Origin of the sequence: Nafulsella turpanensis ZLM-10 (genome assembly GCF_000346615.1) — a bacterium.
Lineage (GTDB): Bacteria > Bacteroidota > Bacteroidia > Cytophagales > Cyclobacteriaceae > Nafulsella > Nafulsella turpanensis.
The window spans coordinates 55,257-71,809 of the sequence record NZ_ANNU01000025.1 but is presented as its reverse complement, the minus strand read 5'-3'; the positions used below and the strand labels follow the sequence as shown (position 1 = coordinate 71,809).

Annotated in this window: 15 protein-coding genes; 10 read left to right on the top strand and 5 right to left on the bottom strand. The window is 43.5% G+C overall.

The features are described 5' to 3' along the window. Positions 1-26: 26 nt before the first annotated feature. The 3 genes from F752_RS26830 to F752_RS0111695 are packed head-to-tail and all read left to right on the top strand — an operon-like array spanning position 27 to position 2,436. Positions 27-161 (top strand): hypothetical protein, encoded by a 135-nt coding sequence (locus tag F752_RS26830; protein WP_017731933.1) that lies wholly within the window; start codon positions 27-29, stop codon positions 159-161. Beyond that, positions 148-2,049 (top strand): PAS domain-containing protein, encoded by a 1,902-nt coding sequence (locus F752_RS0111700; protein ID WP_017731932.1) that lies wholly within the window; start codon positions 148-150, stop codon positions 2,047-2,049. Before F752_RS26830 ends, F752_RS0111700 begins: the two co-directional genes overlap by 14 nt. 6 nt (positions 2,050-2,055) lie before the next feature. Beyond that, positions 2,056-2,436: a response regulator gene (locus F752_RS0111695; protein ID WP_017731931.1), complete on the top strand. Its 381-nt coding sequence runs from the start codon at positions 2,056-2,058 to the stop codon at positions 2,434-2,436. 49 nt (positions 2,437-2,485) lie between these two features. Here the strand turns inward: F752_RS0111695 and F752_RS0111690 are convergent, their stop codons facing one another. From F752_RS0111690 to F752_RS0111680, 3 genes are all read right to left on the bottom strand, one after another. Continuing rightward, the gene (locus F752_RS0111690) at positions 2,486-3,526 is read right to left on the bottom strand and encodes an SDR family NAD(P)-dependent oxidoreductase (RefSeq protein ID WP_017731930.1); all 1,041 of its coding nucleotides are present in this window, start codon (positions 3,524-3,526) and stop codon (positions 2,486-2,488) included. Positions 3,527-3,601: 75 nt separating this feature from the next. After that, positions 3,602-4,336, bottom strand: coding sequence for a metallophosphoesterase family protein (locus F752_RS0111685; RefSeq protein WP_017731929.1), 735 nt, complete (start codon positions 4,334-4,336; stop codon positions 3,602-3,604). 3 nt (positions 4,337-4,339) lie between these two features. Continuing rightward, positions 4,340-5,080, bottom strand: a complete 741-nt coding sequence (locus F752_RS0111680) for a nucleotidyltransferase (protein WP_017731928.1) — start codon at positions 5,078-5,080, stop codon at positions 4,340-4,342. A gap of 129 nt (positions 5,081-5,209) precedes the next feature. Here F752_RS0111680 and F752_RS0111675 point away from each other — a divergent pair, with 129 nt between their 5' ends. Next, the gene (locus F752_RS0111675; RefSeq protein ID WP_017731927.1) at positions 5,210-5,746 is read left to right on the top strand and encodes a hypothetical protein; all 537 of its coding nucleotides are present in this window, start codon (positions 5,210-5,212) and stop codon (positions 5,744-5,746) included. A gap of 42 nt (positions 5,747-5,788) precedes the next feature. On the opposite strand, the gene F752_RS0111670 is transcribed toward F752_RS0111675, so the two are convergent. Further along, positions 5,789-7,405: an ABC-F family ATP-binding cassette domain-containing protein gene (locus F752_RS0111670; protein ID WP_017731926.1), complete on the bottom strand. Its 1,617-nt coding sequence runs from the start codon at positions 7,403-7,405 to the stop codon at positions 5,789-5,791. A gap of 251 nt (positions 7,406-7,656) precedes the next feature. Between F752_RS0111670 and F752_RS0111665 the strand changes: the two genes are divergently transcribed. The 5 genes from F752_RS0111665 (at position 7,657) to F752_RS0111635 (ending at position 13,383) form a co-directional block, all read left to right on the top strand. After that, on the top strand, positions 7,657-8,427 hold the full coding sequence (locus F752_RS0111665; RefSeq protein WP_017731925.1) for an acyl-CoA desaturase: 771 nt from the start codon (positions 7,657-7,659) through the stop codon (positions 8,425-8,427). Positions 8,428-8,747: 320 nt separating this feature from the next. Next, positions 8,748-11,393: a CHASE domain-containing protein gene (locus F752_RS0111650; protein ID WP_017731923.1), complete on the top strand. Its 2,646-nt coding sequence runs from the start codon at positions 8,748-8,750 to the stop codon at positions 11,391-11,393. 123 nt (positions 11,394-11,516) lie between these two features. Next, complete coding sequence (locus F752_RS0111645) at positions 11,517-11,951, top strand: MarR family winged helix-turn-helix transcriptional regulator (protein WP_017731922.1); 435 nt, start codon at positions 11,517-11,519, stop codon at positions 11,949-11,951. Between the two features lie 92 nt (positions 11,952-12,043). After that, complete coding sequence (locus F752_RS0111640; protein WP_017731921.1) at positions 12,044-13,048, top strand: NAD(P)/FAD-dependent oxidoreductase; 1,005 nt, start codon at positions 12,044-12,046, stop codon at positions 13,046-13,048. Positions 13,049-13,059: 11 nt separating this feature from the next. Next, positions 13,060-13,383, top strand: coding sequence for a 2Fe-2S iron-sulfur cluster-binding protein (locus tag F752_RS0111635; RefSeq protein WP_017731920.1), 324 nt, complete (start codon positions 13,060-13,062; stop codon positions 13,381-13,383). Between the two features lie 88 nt (positions 13,384-13,471). On the opposite strand, the gene F752_RS0111630 is transcribed toward F752_RS0111635, so the two are convergent. After that, on the bottom strand, positions 13,472-15,586 hold the full coding sequence (locus tag F752_RS0111630; RefSeq protein ID WP_017731919.1) for a hypothetical protein: 2,115 nt from the start codon (positions 15,584-15,586) through the stop codon (positions 13,472-13,474). Positions 15,587-16,011: 425 nt separating this feature from the next. Here F752_RS0111630 and F752_RS0111620 point away from each other — a divergent pair, with 425 nt between their 5' ends. Continuing rightward, positions 16,012-16,509 carry an FKBP-type peptidyl-prolyl cis-trans isomerase gene (locus F752_RS0111620; protein ID WP_017731917.1) on the top strand — a complete coding sequence of 166 codons (498 nt, stop codon included), beginning with the start codon at positions 16,012-16,014 and terminating at the stop codon, positions 16,507-16,509. The last annotated feature ends 44 nt before the right edge of the window (positions 16,510-16,553 follow it).

Genomic DNA, 16,553 nt, shown 5'->3' with positions numbered 1-16,553 from the left:
TGAATCTCTCCCTTTAAAAACCATTAATGACATCTGAACACCATGCAGGAATTATCAGCAGCAAAAAGGAAGAACAGGTTTGCTCTGATTTTCCTGTTGGCTATTCAGGAAACTGGCATGTTAAAGTGAAAGAGGATGGATTGGGTTATGGAAACAAATAAAAAAAGCACTAAATACACACGTTCATCAAGAGAAGCCGCAACCGCGCAGCAGGAGGGCTGGGTGAAGACTATTTTCGATGGAATGAGTGATATGATGGTAGCAATTGACACGGATTATTGCCTGGTAGCTTATAATAATGCTTACCAGAAAGAGTTTAATGCTGCTTTTGGAAAAGAAATTGCTATTGGGATGTCCCTGGAGGAGGCGATGGAAGATATGCCGGAAAAATTAGAAAAAGCAAAGGAACGGTGGTCTCTAGCCCTGCAGGGAGAGGATTTTATTTTTGTGAAGCCCTCCGAAATTCCTGGTCAGCAAGAAACATACCATGAACTTGCTTATCGCTGTATCCGCAACAAAGAAGGAATCATTATCGGCGCAAGCTATCTTGCCCGCGACATCAGCGACAGAATAAGGGCCGAAAAAGAAGTGAAACTGATGCAGGAGTTTATAGCCCTTGCAGATGCCATTCCTCAAATTGTGTGGACTTCGCGTCCCGATGGAATAAAAGACTTTGTTAATAAATGGGCGAGCAGCTTTACCGGTTACCCAAAAGAAGAATTGCTGGAAAAAGGCTGGCAGCGCTTTATTCATCCTGATGATGCACCTACCTATGCTTACCAGCTTAAACAACTGGTAGATTCCGGCAGCCAGTTCGAAGCGGAATACCGCCTGCTCTCGAAAGACAATGTCTACCGCTGGCATATCGGAAGAGCTGTACCGGTTACCAATAAGCAGGGAGAGGTGGTACGTTTTATTGGAACTGCCACAGACATACATGAAAATAAAGTACTCCTGGAAAAGTTTGAGCTAAAGGTAAGAGAACTGGAGCAGGTTTCGGAAGCCATACCACAGCTTGTCTGGAAAACGGGCGTCAATGGTAATGCAAATTATTTTAACCGGCAGTGGTACGATTACACCGGCCTTACAGCTCAACAATCTTTGAATGATGGTTGGTTGTCCGCTATTCATCCAGAGGACCAGGAAGGGGCTCTTTCTGCCTTGCAGCACTCTTTTTCAAGTGGCACTCCTTTCCAGTTCGAATTTCGCCTGCTACGGTCCGATGGAATCTACCATTGGTTTATTTCTATGGCAGTGCCTTTCAGGAATCATCTGGGAGAAATCGTGCAGTGGTTTGGTACCTGCACCGATATCCATGAACAGAAACTCCAGAGAGATGAGCTCAACAATAAAAATCAGAAGCTGTTCCAGATTAACAGTTACCTCGATGAATTCGTCCATGCGGTTGCGCACGATTTACGCTCACCTGTAGCCGGCCTTAAGCTTTCATTTGAACTGCTCAAACAGGTAGATGAATCGAAGCAGGATAAAATTATCAAGGGCTGTGAAGCTTTTCTCGATCGCTTAGACAATACTTTAAAAGGCCTTGTTCAATTAATTGAAGTTCAGGAAGATAGCCAGCAGTCTTTTTACGAACAAATTGATGTACAGCAGGTTATTGAGGGAATTGTGCTGGACCTGAAGGAAAAGCTGATGAGTGCAGGTGCTTCTGTAAAGAATGGCCACTTCGAATGGAGAACAATTCGCTACCCAAAATCCTATATTTACAATATTCTTCGTAATATTATCCGCTATACCCTTCGCTTCCGCGATGAAAGCCATCCGCTCAGGCTGGAAATTGCCACACGGCAAACCAGGGACGGGTTCTATATGATTGAGGTACAGGATAATGGACCAGGTATAAACCTTGAAAAGGAAAGAAAATACCTGTTTAAACCTTTTAGTCACATCAATAAAGGAAGCGATCAGCAGGGCATGGGCTTGGCCATTGTAAAACATATGGTTGAAAAAAACGGAGGATATGTGGACGTAAGCAGCTCCCTTGGGAAAGGGACCTGTTTCCAGTTGTATTTAAAAGAATATATTTAGGAAAGGATGAGAATATTAATTGTTGAAGACGACGAACTAACCCTGCAGTTATATGATATATTGCTGGAAGACCAGCAGGGTATCGAATGGACTAAAGCAGGTAATGGCTCAGAAGCGATGGCCTACCTGAACCAGTGTAAAAATGAGGAGTGGCCTGATGTAGTGCTGGTAGACCTTGATATGCCGGACATGAGCGGTTTTGAGCTGATAGAAAAGATGGAGGAAAAGTATGGAAAGAAGCTTTTGAGCGGAAAAATTTATATTCTTACCAATTCCATTAGTAAAAGAGATGAGGAAAAAGCAGATAAGCATCCTCTTGTGCAGGGTTTGCTTTCAAAACCCTTAGGTGAAGAAAGTCTTCAGAGAATTACTACTTCCATTGTTTAATTAAAACTTTATCTGACTGTTTAGGAAAAACACATTTTTTTACTGGCCATCATTCCTGTCTGGGAGGATGGCCAAGTACATTTAAATTTTCCCTGGCAGACTTGTCTGTCAACTGGGTTAACCAACTTTCTTTTTGCTCGTATCCTGTTTCATAACCACGGATGCTTTTGTTACTTTCTGTCGCTTCGGGCATTAAATTATTAACAATGGTATTTAAGCGGGCAGTGAAGCCCGGAAATAGCCCCTGAAGAGCACCGGCTAATTTGGCAGGCAGGGAAATGGTTATGGAGGCTTCCGCTCGCTGACAGGCCCGCAGAATTTTTGCAGCCGCTCTTTCTGCATTCACCGACATCCCGGGTACAGAATCACAAATTTTGAACCACTGATACTCTTTTTCATACTGGCCCTTTACCAGCACATTTCTGGGGCTCCTGGTACGCATCAGCCCCGGATAAACGGTCGTAACATGAATATTCTCCTTCTTCAGAGCACTATGAATTCCTTCCGATAAGCCAGACAGGGCAAATTTACTGGCACTATAGGGTAACAGGTGAGGGACGCTAAGACGACCTCCAATGGAAGAGATATTAACAATCCGGCCTTCGCCCTGCTGTTGCATATAAGGAACAACCGCCTGCATGGCAAACAAAGGACCATAGAAGTGGACTTTCATCAGCTGGTCAAAATCATTTAAGGTATTATTCTGAAGAGGGCTCACGATAATTTCGCCGGCATTATTAATCAGTACATCAAGTTTACCATAATGCGCTACAACCTGATCAATTACCTGTTCTACTTGCTTCTGGTCTGCCACATCGCAGGGAATGCAAAGAACTTCTGCCGCGTATTCCTGCTGCAATTGATTTTTGGCTCGCTGGAGCTCTATTTCACTTCTTGCACAAATAGCCAGCCGGGCATTTTGTTTAGCAAGCTGTCGGGCCAGAATTAGTCCGAGTCCTCTGGAAGCTCCAGTAATAAAAACCACTTTTCGAAAAAAAGGAAATTGCTTTTCTCTCTTCCTGTGCCAAATTTTACGTACCCCTATTGCAGCTGCCAGACCGGCCAGCCAAATAATTTTCTTCTGATTCATAAAATAATCTCCTGCCTTTTTGCTTACTCAACCCACCCGCCGGCCTGTTTGTTAAACAGGAGGTGAGGCTGCTACCTATACTTCAAAGAAATAGAATGGTACTTTAAAGCCATTCGCCCGAAGCACTGGTACAGAAACATTAAAAACCTCTATTCCACCGCTGGTGTTTCCTTTTAATGCCCCTGCATGTGCATGGCCATGAAAAGCTACCTTTACCCTGTGCTTATCCAGCGGATCTGCTAGGTAGGAGGAGCCCAGGTAGGAGTAAATTTGGATAGGTTCACCTACCAAAGTTTCTTCAACAGGAGCATAATGCAGAACGGCAACTTTTTTGAGTCCACCATCCTGCCGGTTTAATTCCTCCAGTGCACCGTCCAGCTTTTCTGCCTCACGCAATACTTCCTGGACATAAACCTTATTCATTTCCTCTCCATAAGCGGGCATTTTGTACCTGCCAAAGCCACCGGAGAAGCCCTTTACCCCGGCAAAGCCAACTCCTTCCACCACTACTGAGTCTCCGTCTAACAGCTTCAGCGCCTTCTTCAGTATGGCAGATACTTCCTTTTCCATTCCTGACTGGAAATCGTGATTTCCTAAAACTCCGATTACAGGGACATCGCAATGTTGTAATTCTTCCAGCAATACAACTGCTTCTTCGGGCTTTCCTGTATCGGTAAGGTCACCGCAGAGCAGGAGTACATCGGCCTCCTCGCAAAGAATTCTGAAATAAGGTGCCCACTTTCCTTCGTCGCCTTCTTTTACATGAATATCGCCAACTGCTGCGATCCGGGTACTTTGGGTGTTCTTCATAGCTCAGGTAGTATAAAGGGTGAGGGATTTATAATTCCATTCCTTAATATCAATGGCATAGCTGCTATGATCTATAACAGGCCCCATGCAAACCTTGTTTTCGGAAGGAGGGAGGTCAAACTGATCCTTTGCTCTTTCCAGCAGCTCATCAAATAACCAGCGGGGGATTAAGTCCCGATCAGCAGGGTAAACAAACTGGAAATTCAGCAGCTTCCCCAGCAGAAGGTGCCAGTGCTGGTCCAGCCGCTCCAGCAGGCGCTTCCAGTCTATTTCCTTTGATGCCTTCAGGAGTAAATGATTCACATCTGCACCATCGTACCGGCCACGGTCCTGGATATAAGTTTTACACCAGATGAGATCTTCAGGAGCTACAACCCTGACGGGACAGTTTAAAAACTCTCCCTGCCGTGCATTTTCGAACCAGCTGTCATCCACCGCGCATAGATGATTTGTGGTATTAAAAATAACATCGATAAAGTAGTCGTCCTTAAATACTTTAGCAATCCAGCGGGAGTCAGTGACTTCTACCTGGTAGCCTTCGCGACTGAAAATTTTCAGCAGCTCCTGGTAATCTCCGGCTTTACAGAACATATCAAGGTCTTTGGTATTACGGTAAATGCCGGTATAATGCTGTATGGCGAAGGCACCCCCAATCAGGTAAGGCATTTTATGTTTTTCCAGGAGTTGCATCGCCTCCCGGTAAAATTGCTTTTGTTCTTCTGTAAAATAATCTAGTACATCCATAGCAATGGAACCTGTTTACCCGCAGAAGGTTGGCCGGAAAATGAATTTATGCCTTTCTTTTATCTGCCCATAACTTTCCATTCCAGAGGCCGTTATCGGAGTAATTAGGTAAAGGAAGAGCAAAATAAAATGAAATTAAAACATAAGATTTTAGGCGGAATAGCCGGCACGACCGGCATGTCTGCTTTTAGCTATGCCTGGTCGAGGGTGGCTCATCAGCAGTTCAGGGAACCCGTGCTTTTAGCATTATTATTAGAAGGAAAACGGAATAAAAAGGCGAAAGTCGACAGCAATACAAAAATAATAGGATGGATGCTCCACTATATGGTCGGAGCTGTTTTTTCTCTTGGATATACTAAGAAGGTATTAAAAGGAAAACAAAAGGAGGGATTGGGTAAAGGCGTTTTAATGGGAGCAATGGATGGCCTGCTTGGGGTAGGAATTTGGAAGATGGTATTTAGCCTTCATCCGAAGCCTCCTGAAATTGCGCAATGCAGGTATTTTCTGCATCTTTTCCTGGCTCACCTGGTGTTTGGCTTGTGTACCAGCAAAGCACTCCTGTACCTTGAAGGGGAGGGTATCAATTTGATCGAAAGTTCTCAGGAGGCTAAAAAGAAGATAGATCTTTCAAAAGAAAAAAGGACGGCTTTAAGCGAAAATAGCTAAAAACCGTCCTTCATTTTTATTCTTTTACCTTTTCAGGTATAATTAAGCATACATTTCCTGGCGTTGGGCAAGAATTTTCTCATTAGAGATATACTCATCGAATGTCATCAGCTTATCGATGCAGCCTGTTGGCGTAAGCTCAACAATTCGATTTGCCACTGTTTGGGTAAACTCGTGGTCATGCGAAGTGAAGAGAACAGTGCCCGGGAAATCCTTTAAGGCATTATTGAAAGCGGTAATGGATTCAAGGTCGAGGTGGTTCGTTGGCTCGTCCAGGATCAGGACGTTAGCGCCTGCCAGCATCATACGCGATACCATACAACGCACTTTTTCTCCACCGGAGAGGACATTACACTTCTTAAAGGTTTCTTCTCCTGAAAAGAGCATTTTACCAAGGAATCCCCGGATATATACATCATCCTTTTCTCCTTCGGAATACTGGCGCAGCCAGTCGATCAGGTTCTCCTCCGATTCAAAATATTCCCCGTTCTCGTTTGGCAGGTAGGCGGTTGTAATTGTCTGTCCAAACTTAAAAGTACCTGCATCGGCCTTTTCTTCTTCCATCAGAATTTTAAACAGGGCGGTAGTGGCAAGGCTATCCTTACTAAGGAAAGATATTTTGTCCCCCTTATTCACAAACAGGTTCAGGTTCTGGAATAACTTTTTACCTTCTGCTGTTTTGCTCAGTCCTTTTATCTCCAGTATCTGGTCCCCGGCCTGGCGGTTCTGGTTGAAAATGATGGCAGGGTACCTGCGGGTAGACGGCTGAATGTCATCCACATTTATTTTATCGAGAAGCTTTTTACGGCTGGTGGCCTGCTTTGACTTAGAAGCATTCGCACTAAAGCGGGCAATAAACTCCTGGAGCTCCTTCTTCTTCTCCTCGGCCTTTTTATTAGAGGAGGCCCTCTGGCTCAGAGCCAGCTGGCTTGACTCATACCAGAAACTATAGTTACCGGTATAAAGCTTGATTGCTTTGAAGTCAATATCGACAATATGAGTACAAACCGTGTCGAGGAAGTGGCGGTCGTGCGATACAACGATAACCGTATTGTTAAAGTCCAGCAGGAAATCTTCCAGCCAGCTTACAGTATGGATATCGAGGTCGTTGGTAGGTTCGTCCAGGATCAGGATATCCGGATTTCCAAAAAGAGCCTGGGTGAGCAAAACCCTTACTTTCATGTTACCATTCAGGTCCTTCATGAGTTTATAATGTTCCGACTCGGGAACACCGGCTCCACTTAAAAGGGCTGCTGCATCTGATTCAGCATTCCAGCCATCCATTTCGGCAAACTCTGCTTCCAGTTCAGAGGCTCGCACCCCATCGGCTTCCGAAAAATCAGGTTTGGCATAAATAGCATCTTTTTCCTTTATAATGCTCCACAACTTGCCATGGCCCATCATAACAGTATCTAAAACTGTAAACTCATCGAATTCAAAGTGGTTCTGGCGCAGCACAGCCATCCGTTTGCCTGCATCGATGCTGATGTGGCCGGCATTTGGGTCTACCTCGCCGGAAAGGATTTTCAGGAAGGTGGATTTACCGGCTCCATTGGCGCCAATTACTCCATAGCAGTTACCGGCGGTAAATTTTATGTTAACCTCATCGAAGAGGACTCTCTTGCCGTACTGTAGGGAAATATTATTTGCTGATATCATTCAAAATAATTTTTAAACCGCAAAGGTAGCGGAAATAAACGTCAAATCTAAAGCACAACCATCATTCGCTTTAATTAGTGCGGGCTGGTGGATTTTATTTAAAGTTTATTTAGCGGGAAGTAAAGTTTAGCCGGCAGCCTACAGAAGGGAGAAAAAAATAATTTCCTTTCTCTGTCACAAAAGAGTTGAGGGAACTGTCTTTAATGTATAAACATTAAAAGAGAATTCAAATACCATTTATTTAATACCCAATGAAAATTATACTTCTTTTCTTTATAGCACACTGGTACCTATCGCTATTCTTCCAGACTTTCTTCCTGCACCGCTATGCAGCACACCAGGCATTTACCATGTCTAAATTTACGGAGAAAGTCTTTTTTGTACTTACCTGGGTTTTCCAGGGCTCTAACTATTTAAGTGCCTATGGTTATGGTATTATGCACCGCATGCACCATGCTTTTGCCGATACTCCCGATGATCCTCACTCGCCCAAATACGATGAAAGCATCTGGAAAATGATGTGGAAAACCAAAACCATTTATTCTGCCATTACCTCTAAATCCATGAAGGTAGAGGAGCGCTTTACCAAAGATGTGCCTGAATGGGAAGCTTTTGATTCCTTTGCCCGTTCATGGGTTTCGAGGCTAATATGGGGTGCTGTTTATGTTTTTATTTACTGGCAGTTTGCCACAGCCTGGTGGTTATGGCTGCTTTTACCTATTCATTTCCTGATGTCGCCCATCCATGGAGCCATAATTAACTGGTTTGCGCATAAATACGGCTATACGAACTATAAAGTAGGTGATACTTCTAAGAACTTTCTTCCTTTCGACTTCTTAATGATGGGAGAGAGCTACCACAATAACCACCACAAGCATGGGAACCGTGCAAACTTTGGTGGTGTACGCTGGCATGAACTGGACCCGACCTATCTGGTTATTGTATTGCTGGATAAAACGAGAATTATTCGATTAAAGAAGAGAAAAAAGGCCAAAATGGTACCTGTTCAGCAGGCTGCCTAAGCAACCTTTTTTGGCAGGAAGCAGTTAAAGCTTTTGGTATAGTGAGAGGCTATGCCAAAAGCTTTTTTTATTCCTATCTTTGCAAGGGAAATAGTAATTACTGCTTTACACCTGCGGCTTGTCAAACCAGTTAGGAATTCAGCTTTTAACCGGTTTTAAATCAGCGAAAAGTTTTCGCTTGTGTGGTGAAAAAATAGCACATCCGTTTAAGTTAGTTACTGGTAATAATCATGTTTCCATACTACCAGAAATAAAAGGTGGAAGGTGGTTAAATAAAGCAGGAAAGTTGCAGGAAGTTACCTGCTTTGACTGAGAAAAATATGGCCTGGATCAGGATCAGAAAATTTATAAGGTTTTATTTATTAGCATTCGTTTCTGCCTTACTTCTGCTAACACTTACCCTCCTTATCTATTTCGAAACTTACCAAAGGGTAAAGGAAAGAAATGAGGTGCTTTTTAACATTAGGGCAGAATCAGCCAAAGACGCTGTAGCAAAGCGGATACGGGATTATACCCAAATTTTAAAGGGAGCCCAGGGACTTTTGAATGTTAGTGACACCGTTACCCGGCAGGAATGGAAAAACTATGTAGATAATCTGAATGTAGATAAAGTATATCCTGGCATTTTAGGAATTGGTTACTCCAGGTTTTTTCCGGAAAGGAAGCTTCCGGCTTTTGAAGCTGCAGTTCAATCGGCGGGTTTTCCTGGTTTTAAAGTGTGGCCTGAGGATAACAGGGATTATTATTCCTCTATTATATACCTGGAGCCTTTTAATGAGCGAAACCAGCGGGCATTTGGCTACGATATGTTTACCAATGACATTAGGCGGGAAGCCATGAAAAGAGCCGGAGGAACTGGGGAACCTTCTTTGTCGGGTATGGTAACCCTGGTTCAAGAAAAAGATGTAGGAGTGCAGAAAGGCTTTTTACTTTACCTGCCGGTGTACCAAAATGGAGAAAAGCCACAAACCCTTAGAGAGAGACAGGCCAAATTAAAAGGCTTTGTGTATAGCCCCTTCAGGGTAAATGATCTGATGAATGGCATTTTTAGAGGCCGTTATGAAGATCTGGACCTGGAAATTTATGATGGTACAGAAATGGGCCCCGGCACCCTTTTATTCGATAAAGAACCTTCTCTTACTTTCGCGGATATTCCATCCCTTTTTAGTCTCCAGCAAAAATCTACTTTAACAGTAGGAGGTCACCAATGGCTGGTGTTTATTCGCGCCCTCCCGGACTTTGGCTATGAAACCACTTTCCCCTGGTTTATATTAGGTGGAGGGGTTTTAATGAGTGTGCTGCTATTTTTTGTTATGTTTTCCATGGCTAACATCCGTCGCTCCACTTACCTAAACGAGGTTATTACGGATAATGCCACTGCGGCTCTTTTTATTTTAGATCCAAAAGATTACTGCACATTTATGAACCCTGCTGCAGAAATTCTTACAGGTTTTACACTGGAAGAGATACAGCAGGACACCCTGCATAATATGGTCCACCACAGCCACCCTGATGGCTCCTATTTCAATCCTGCCGATTGTGCCATATTTAAAACCTTAAACAACAGAGGGGTTCTGATAAATGAGGAGGATGTCTTCTATAGAAAAAATGGAGAAAAAATAACAGTGAGCATCAATGCCCGCCCTCTCTATGAAAGAGGGATGGTTACAGCCTTTTTATTAGAGGTAAGAGATATTACACAGGAGAAGCTGAATGAGAAAGCTTTAAAGAAGAGGAACAGGGACCTGCAAACCCTTAACCATATCGGTAAAAATTTATCGGCTGAGCTTGACCTGCAAAAGCTCCTGCAGGAAGTAACAGATTCATGCACAGAGCTGGCCGGCGCTGAATTCGGAGCTTTTTTTTACAATCAGCAGGATGCTGAAAAAGAAAGTTCCTATATGTTGTATACTTTGTCAGGCGTACCTCCTGAAGCATTTTCAAAAATGCCTATGCCGCGTGCCACTAAGATTTTTGAGCCAACTTTCAAAGCACAAACTATACTTAGGTCCGATGACATTACTCAGGATCCTCGGTTTGGCCAAAATGCCCCCTATAAAGGAATGCCTGCGGGCCACCTTCCGGTAAAAAGCTACCTTGCCATTCCAGTCGTTTCTCGCGGTGGAGACACAGTAGGAGGTTTGTTTTTTGGACATTCGAAGAGAGGAGTGTTTACAGAAAATACTGAAGAAATTGTAGTGGGTATAGCCTCACAGGCAGCCATTGCCATTGATAATTCACGGCTTTTCGAAACCACCCGGAAGAAGAATACAGAATTAATCAGAATCAATAATGACCTTGATAATTTTGTGTATACCGCTTCTCACGATTTAAAGGCGCCTGTATTAAACATTGAAGGGCTGCTGAATGCCCTGAAAGTGGCCATGGAAAAGAAAAATACCGATCAGGTAGATAAAATCGTGGAAATGATGAATATCTCGGTGTTAAAGTTTAAAGAAACCATACAGGCCTTAACTGATGTGGCCCGCACAAATAAAAACCTGGATGAAAAAGTGGAAGAGGTGGACCTTCAGGAAATTCTGGAAGACATTCGGCTGAGCGTTAACGAACTCATAATAGATGCCGGTGTGCGTATACAGCAGGATCTGGAGTGTGGGCTTTTACACTTCTCAAAACCAAATTTACGGAGCATTCTGCTAAATCTTATTACCAATGCCATTAAATACAGATCGCCGGAAAGGCTGCCGCTTATAACCGTTTCCTGCCACAAAAAAGACGATGGTTTTGTTACATTAAAAGTAAAAGATAACGGATTAGGGATTCCGGCATCACAACTTTCGAAAATCTTTGTCATGTTCAAACGTTACCACACCCATACCGAAGGAACAGGGGTGGGCTTGTACCTGGTAAAAAGAATAGTGGAAAATTATGGCGGAACGATAGGTGTAGAAAGTGTGGAAGGGCAGGGGAGCACTTTCACCATTGAGCTACCACAGGATCAATAAGCAATAAGAAAGTAAAGACCCGTTACTTCTTTTAAAAGAGAACCAAATTTTTTCTCCTGAGAAAATGGAACAGAATTAATTCCCTTTTTGTAACTTTGTTGTTGTACTAATAATTGTTGATAGATGGAGGAACCTTATAGTCTTTATTCCCTGCTGCTGGACCGCACGGCCCGAAGTGTAAAACAGTTCGCCCAAAGGCAGTTTAAGGAATTAGGCTTTAATGTAACTGTTGATCAGTGGCTGGTTCTTCGGCAGTTGTATGAGCATAATGGCCTTAACCAGAGGGAGCTTGCCGAAAGGGTGTTTAAAGATACCCCCACACTTACCCGAATTATTGACCTGCTCTGCAGCAAGGGGCTAACCGAAAGAGTTCTCCATCCGGAAGACAGACGAAGTTTTATTGTTCAGCTAACTCCCGATGGAGTAAAGAAAGTCGAGCAATTAAAACCGCAGATAAGAGCTATTCGACTAAAAGCATGGAATGGATTAGGTGAAGAAGATTTCAGGGAGTTTAAAAGGATCCTTTCCACTATAAATGAAAACTTAAGCAGCATATAAATCATTTTATCAAACTGCTTGTTATACTAATTATTAATACACAATATAAAGCATTTATAATATAAAACGCGCTTTCTCTAACCTTTTAAAATATGATTGAAACAGATATTTGTATCATTGGCGCCGGTCCGGTTGGTTTATTTGCCGTATTTGAAGCAGGTTTATTAAAAATGCGCTGCCATTTGGTCGATGCACTTCCGCAGGTGGGAGGGCAGCTTTCTGAGATCTATCCCAGCAAACCCATTTATGATATTCCTGGCTTTCCTGAAGTAAAGGCCCAGGAACTTGTAGATAACCTCATGAAGCAAATTGAACCTTTTAAGCCGACCTTCTCATTAGGCGAAAGGGTAGAGAAGCTGGAGAAAAACGAGGATGGCGATTTTGTCCTTGGTACTTCTGACGGAACGCAGATTAAAGCCAAAGTAGTGGTAATCGCCGGCGGCCTGGGTTGCTTTGAGCCCCGTAAACCAGCGGTGGAAAAACTGGAAGATTATGAGGGAAAGGGAATCGTATACATGGTCAAGAATCCGGAATCCTTTCGTGATAAAAAGCTGGTAATTGCCGGTGGAGGTGATTCTGCCCTTGACTGGACCATTTTTCTGGCCAATCTTGCAAAAGAAGTGACCCTGGTACACCGGAATGAAACCTTCCGTGGTGCGCCTGATTCGGCTGAAAAGGTATTTGAACTGGCAAAAACTGGTAAGATTAACCTGCTCCTTAATGCCAATCTGCACTCTATTAATGGTAATGGTGTATTAAAATCAGTTGGGGTAATAAATAAGGAAAAGGAAGTAACGGAACTGGATACCGATTACCTGATCCCTCTCTTTGGGTTAAGTCCTAAACTGGGACCAATTGCCGGCTGGGGCTTAAACATTGATAAAAATGCGGTAGTGGTCGATACCTTTGATTACAGCACCAACATCCCCGGCATTTTCGCCATTGGCGATATCAATACTTATCCCGGAAAACTTAAGCTTATTTTAAGTGGCTTCCACGAAGCGGCCCTCATGGCACAAAGTGCCTTTAAATTTGTATATCCAAATCAGAAGCTAAGCTTTAAATATACAACCGTAAACGGAGTTAATGCCTTTTAACTTAGTTATTTATGATTCGATTTAAAGTAGAAGACAGGGAAGGGAACGTGCAGGATATTGAAGTGCCTGCCGATATTTCCTTAAGCTTAATGGAAGTTTTAAAGGCATCAGAGTATAATATCCTTGCTACCTGCGGAGGAATGGCCCTTTGTGCCACCTGCCATATAGAAGTGGAAGAGGGGGTAGAGGAATTAGGAGAACCTTCAGACGCAGAATTGGATATGCTGGACACCTTACCCATTGTTACCTCTAACAGCCGCCTGGCTTGCCAAATCCGGATAGGAGAGCACCTGAATGGAGCCTATTTTAAGTTAATGGCTGAAGAAGAATCTTAAAAACAATGATTTCCCGAACAGGGCATTCATAGAAAAAGGCCGGCAGAAATTAAATTCTGCCGGCCTTTTTAATAAACTGGGCAGCTAATTAATACTGAATGATAATAGCCCTATTGCCTACTCCAGTCTGGTAAATGGTAGCGTCATCATTGATGCCATACTGGTATATTGCACCATAGTTATCGATGCCATTCTGGTAGATCCAGGCCTCATTATAGTCGCCCCACTGCTCGGTAAGCGCCATGTTGCCGGTTCCCCACTGCTCTGTTTCAGAGTAGTTTCCAAGAGCTTCTTCGTACTGGTTCTGGTAAGATTCGTTGAACTCTCCGTTTTGTGTGGCAAGAGCAGTATTTTCAACGCCCGCCTGCATTTGCTCAGCAAGGTTTTCCATTCCACTCATTTGCATGATAGTAGCAGCATTATCCATTCCGCTTTGCCACTGGCGGCCGGTCTGGGTGTCGCCCCACTGCTTAATTAAGCCAACATTGCTCATGCCTGTCTGTACCTGGTTAGAAATCTGGTTCAGGTCATACTGGTAAACAATGGCATTGTTTTCGCTGCCAGACTGCTCCTGGTTTGCATAATGGTCTGTTCCATCCTGCAGCACATAAGAGCTGTTGTTCATGTCCAGCTGGTTAACGAAGGCAACATTTCTTTCACCAAACTGGGCGATCCAGGTTTCGTTTCCTTCGCCACGCTGGATGGCATACACATCATTGAGTGTTCCGGTCTGGAATATTTCAGCTTTCTGATCCATTCCGTACTGTTCATTATTGCTCACATTGGCTTCACCTTTTTGATCAACTAAAGAGAGACCATCCTTTCCATCCTGGTACTGGTAAGAAACGTTTCTCAGTCCCTTCTGGTTAAGGTCGGCATAGTTACTGTAGCCATACTGCTGAAGGTCCAGGAAGTTGTCGGTCCCTTTCTGAGCACCATCGAATTCATTTATTTCACCTTCCTGATAAACATATGCAAGGTGTCTTTCTCCATTCTGTGATAAGAAGGCCTCATTTCCCTGACCATTCTGGGCTATTAAAGCATCATTTAGTTTGCCTACCTGTCTGGTGAAGGCTAGGTGGTCCATTCCAAATTGGTCGGTATCCATCACGTTTTCAGAACCTTTCTGGTTGACTATTGAAGAACTTCCTTCTCCTTCCTGGTACTGGTAAGAAACGTTCAGAGCCCCGTTCTGATACAGTTCCGCCTCATTAGCCATTCCATACTGCTGCTGATCAAAGAAGTTATCGGTACCTACCTGAACGCCTGCTGCCTTATTGCTTTCTCCATCCTGTGCAGTGTAGCTGATGTTTCTCTCACCCCACTGTTCAAGGGAAGCCCAGTTCCCTTCACCTAATTGGCGAAGAAAAGCATCATTGAGCAGTCCATTTTGAAGAGCTACCGAAGTATGACCTTCACCAAATTGTTCCACATCAATTACATTTTCCTCTCCTTCCTGTCCTACCAGACTGGAATGATCTTCTCCTTCCTGGTACTGATAAGAAACATTCATCGTTCCATTCTGCAGTAAGCCGGCAAAATTATTGGAGCCGTACTGCTGCTGGTCAAAGAAATTGTCATCTCCAATCTGGGCAGCACTAATCAGGTTGTCATAGCCATCCTGGAAAATATACCCCAAATTACGGGTGCCATACTGGAGTGCATAAGCAAAATTGCTTACGCCCATTTGCTGAATGAAGATGTCATTGAGTCTTCCAATCTGCACGATCAGCGCATTCTGGTTTTCTCCATATTGATCCACATCCGATACGTTTTCTGAGCCCATCTGCTTAACCGTTGAGCTGCTTCCTTCTCCTTCCTGGTACTGGAAAGAAACGTTCATGCTTCCTTCCTGAGAAACTTCCATATAATGGTCGGCGCCATACTGTTGCTGATCAGCCCAGTTCTCCTCGCCAACCTGACCAATAACGGCTTCCATATTTTCTCCGTCCTGGTACAGGTAAGAGGTGTTGTTGGTTCCTTCCTGTTTCAGTAGTGCCTCATTCCCCATGTTCAATTGGTTAATGATACCGAAGTTCGAAATCCCTTCCTGCCAGAGTTCGGCAGACTGGTTTTCTCCCCACTGCTCGAGGGTGGCTTCATTGCCCTCCCCTTTTTGCTCAACGGTTCCTTCTGATTGGGCTAATCCCATAAAAGGAATGAAGAGAGCTGCTCCTAAGAGACTAAGTTTGTGTGTCTTCATGTGAAAAATGTTTATATGGTTAAAAAAGTAAAAAGTTAACTGTCAGGCTATTAGTAATTTCCCTCTTAGTTAATAATGTTTTGCCGGCTTACCTTTTGCCGAAATTCTTGTTCTCCTGGGAAAACCGAACAGATCTACTGCTCTTTCTTCTGTTTGTATAAATGGTCCTGAATGAGAAATGTTATAAATAAAATAGATTTTTCTCATTTTCTTTCAAAAAAAGGCAATGGCGACCTTCCTGCCTGCCCAGACTGGGGAAGAATACCACAGGTTTTCCTTCCATTGTTAAACAGTCTTAACAGGTACTACTGGAGAGAAAATGGGTAAAAAGCCATTGAAACTACCAGCGGCTCTGCCTGTCTGAACTTTTTATTTGGCCTGCTACTTTTATTTCTGTTCCTTTGTATGAATATAAATTTTAAGAGATGAAAATTGATAAACACACCGTGGCTACGGTATCTTATGAGCTGAAAATTGAAGGGGAAGTAATTGAAAAAACAAACAATGATTCCCCACTCACTTTTCTGGCTGGTGTTGGCATGATGATCCCGGGATTTGAGGATCAGCTAAAAGGAAAAGAACCCGGAGACCAGTATGATATTACTGTTCGGCCTGAAGAAGGCTATGGAGAAACTGACCCCGATGCGATTGTTGATCTTCCAAAAGATATTTTTGTGATAGATGGAAAGCTCCAGGAAGATATGCTGGTAGAAGGAAATGTTATTCCCTTACAGGATGGAGAAGGAAATCCGATGCAGGGGGTTTTACTTGAAGTTAAAGAAGATACGGTAACCATCGACTTTAACCACCAGCTGGCTGGTAAAACGCTTCATTTTACAGGGGAGGTGCTTGATGTAAGAAAAGCCACTGCCGAAGAGGTGAGCCACGGCCATGTGCATGGTCCAGGTGGTCACCATCATTAATGAAGCCAAATGCCAGAATAAAACTCCTCAGGGAGAAGCTAACT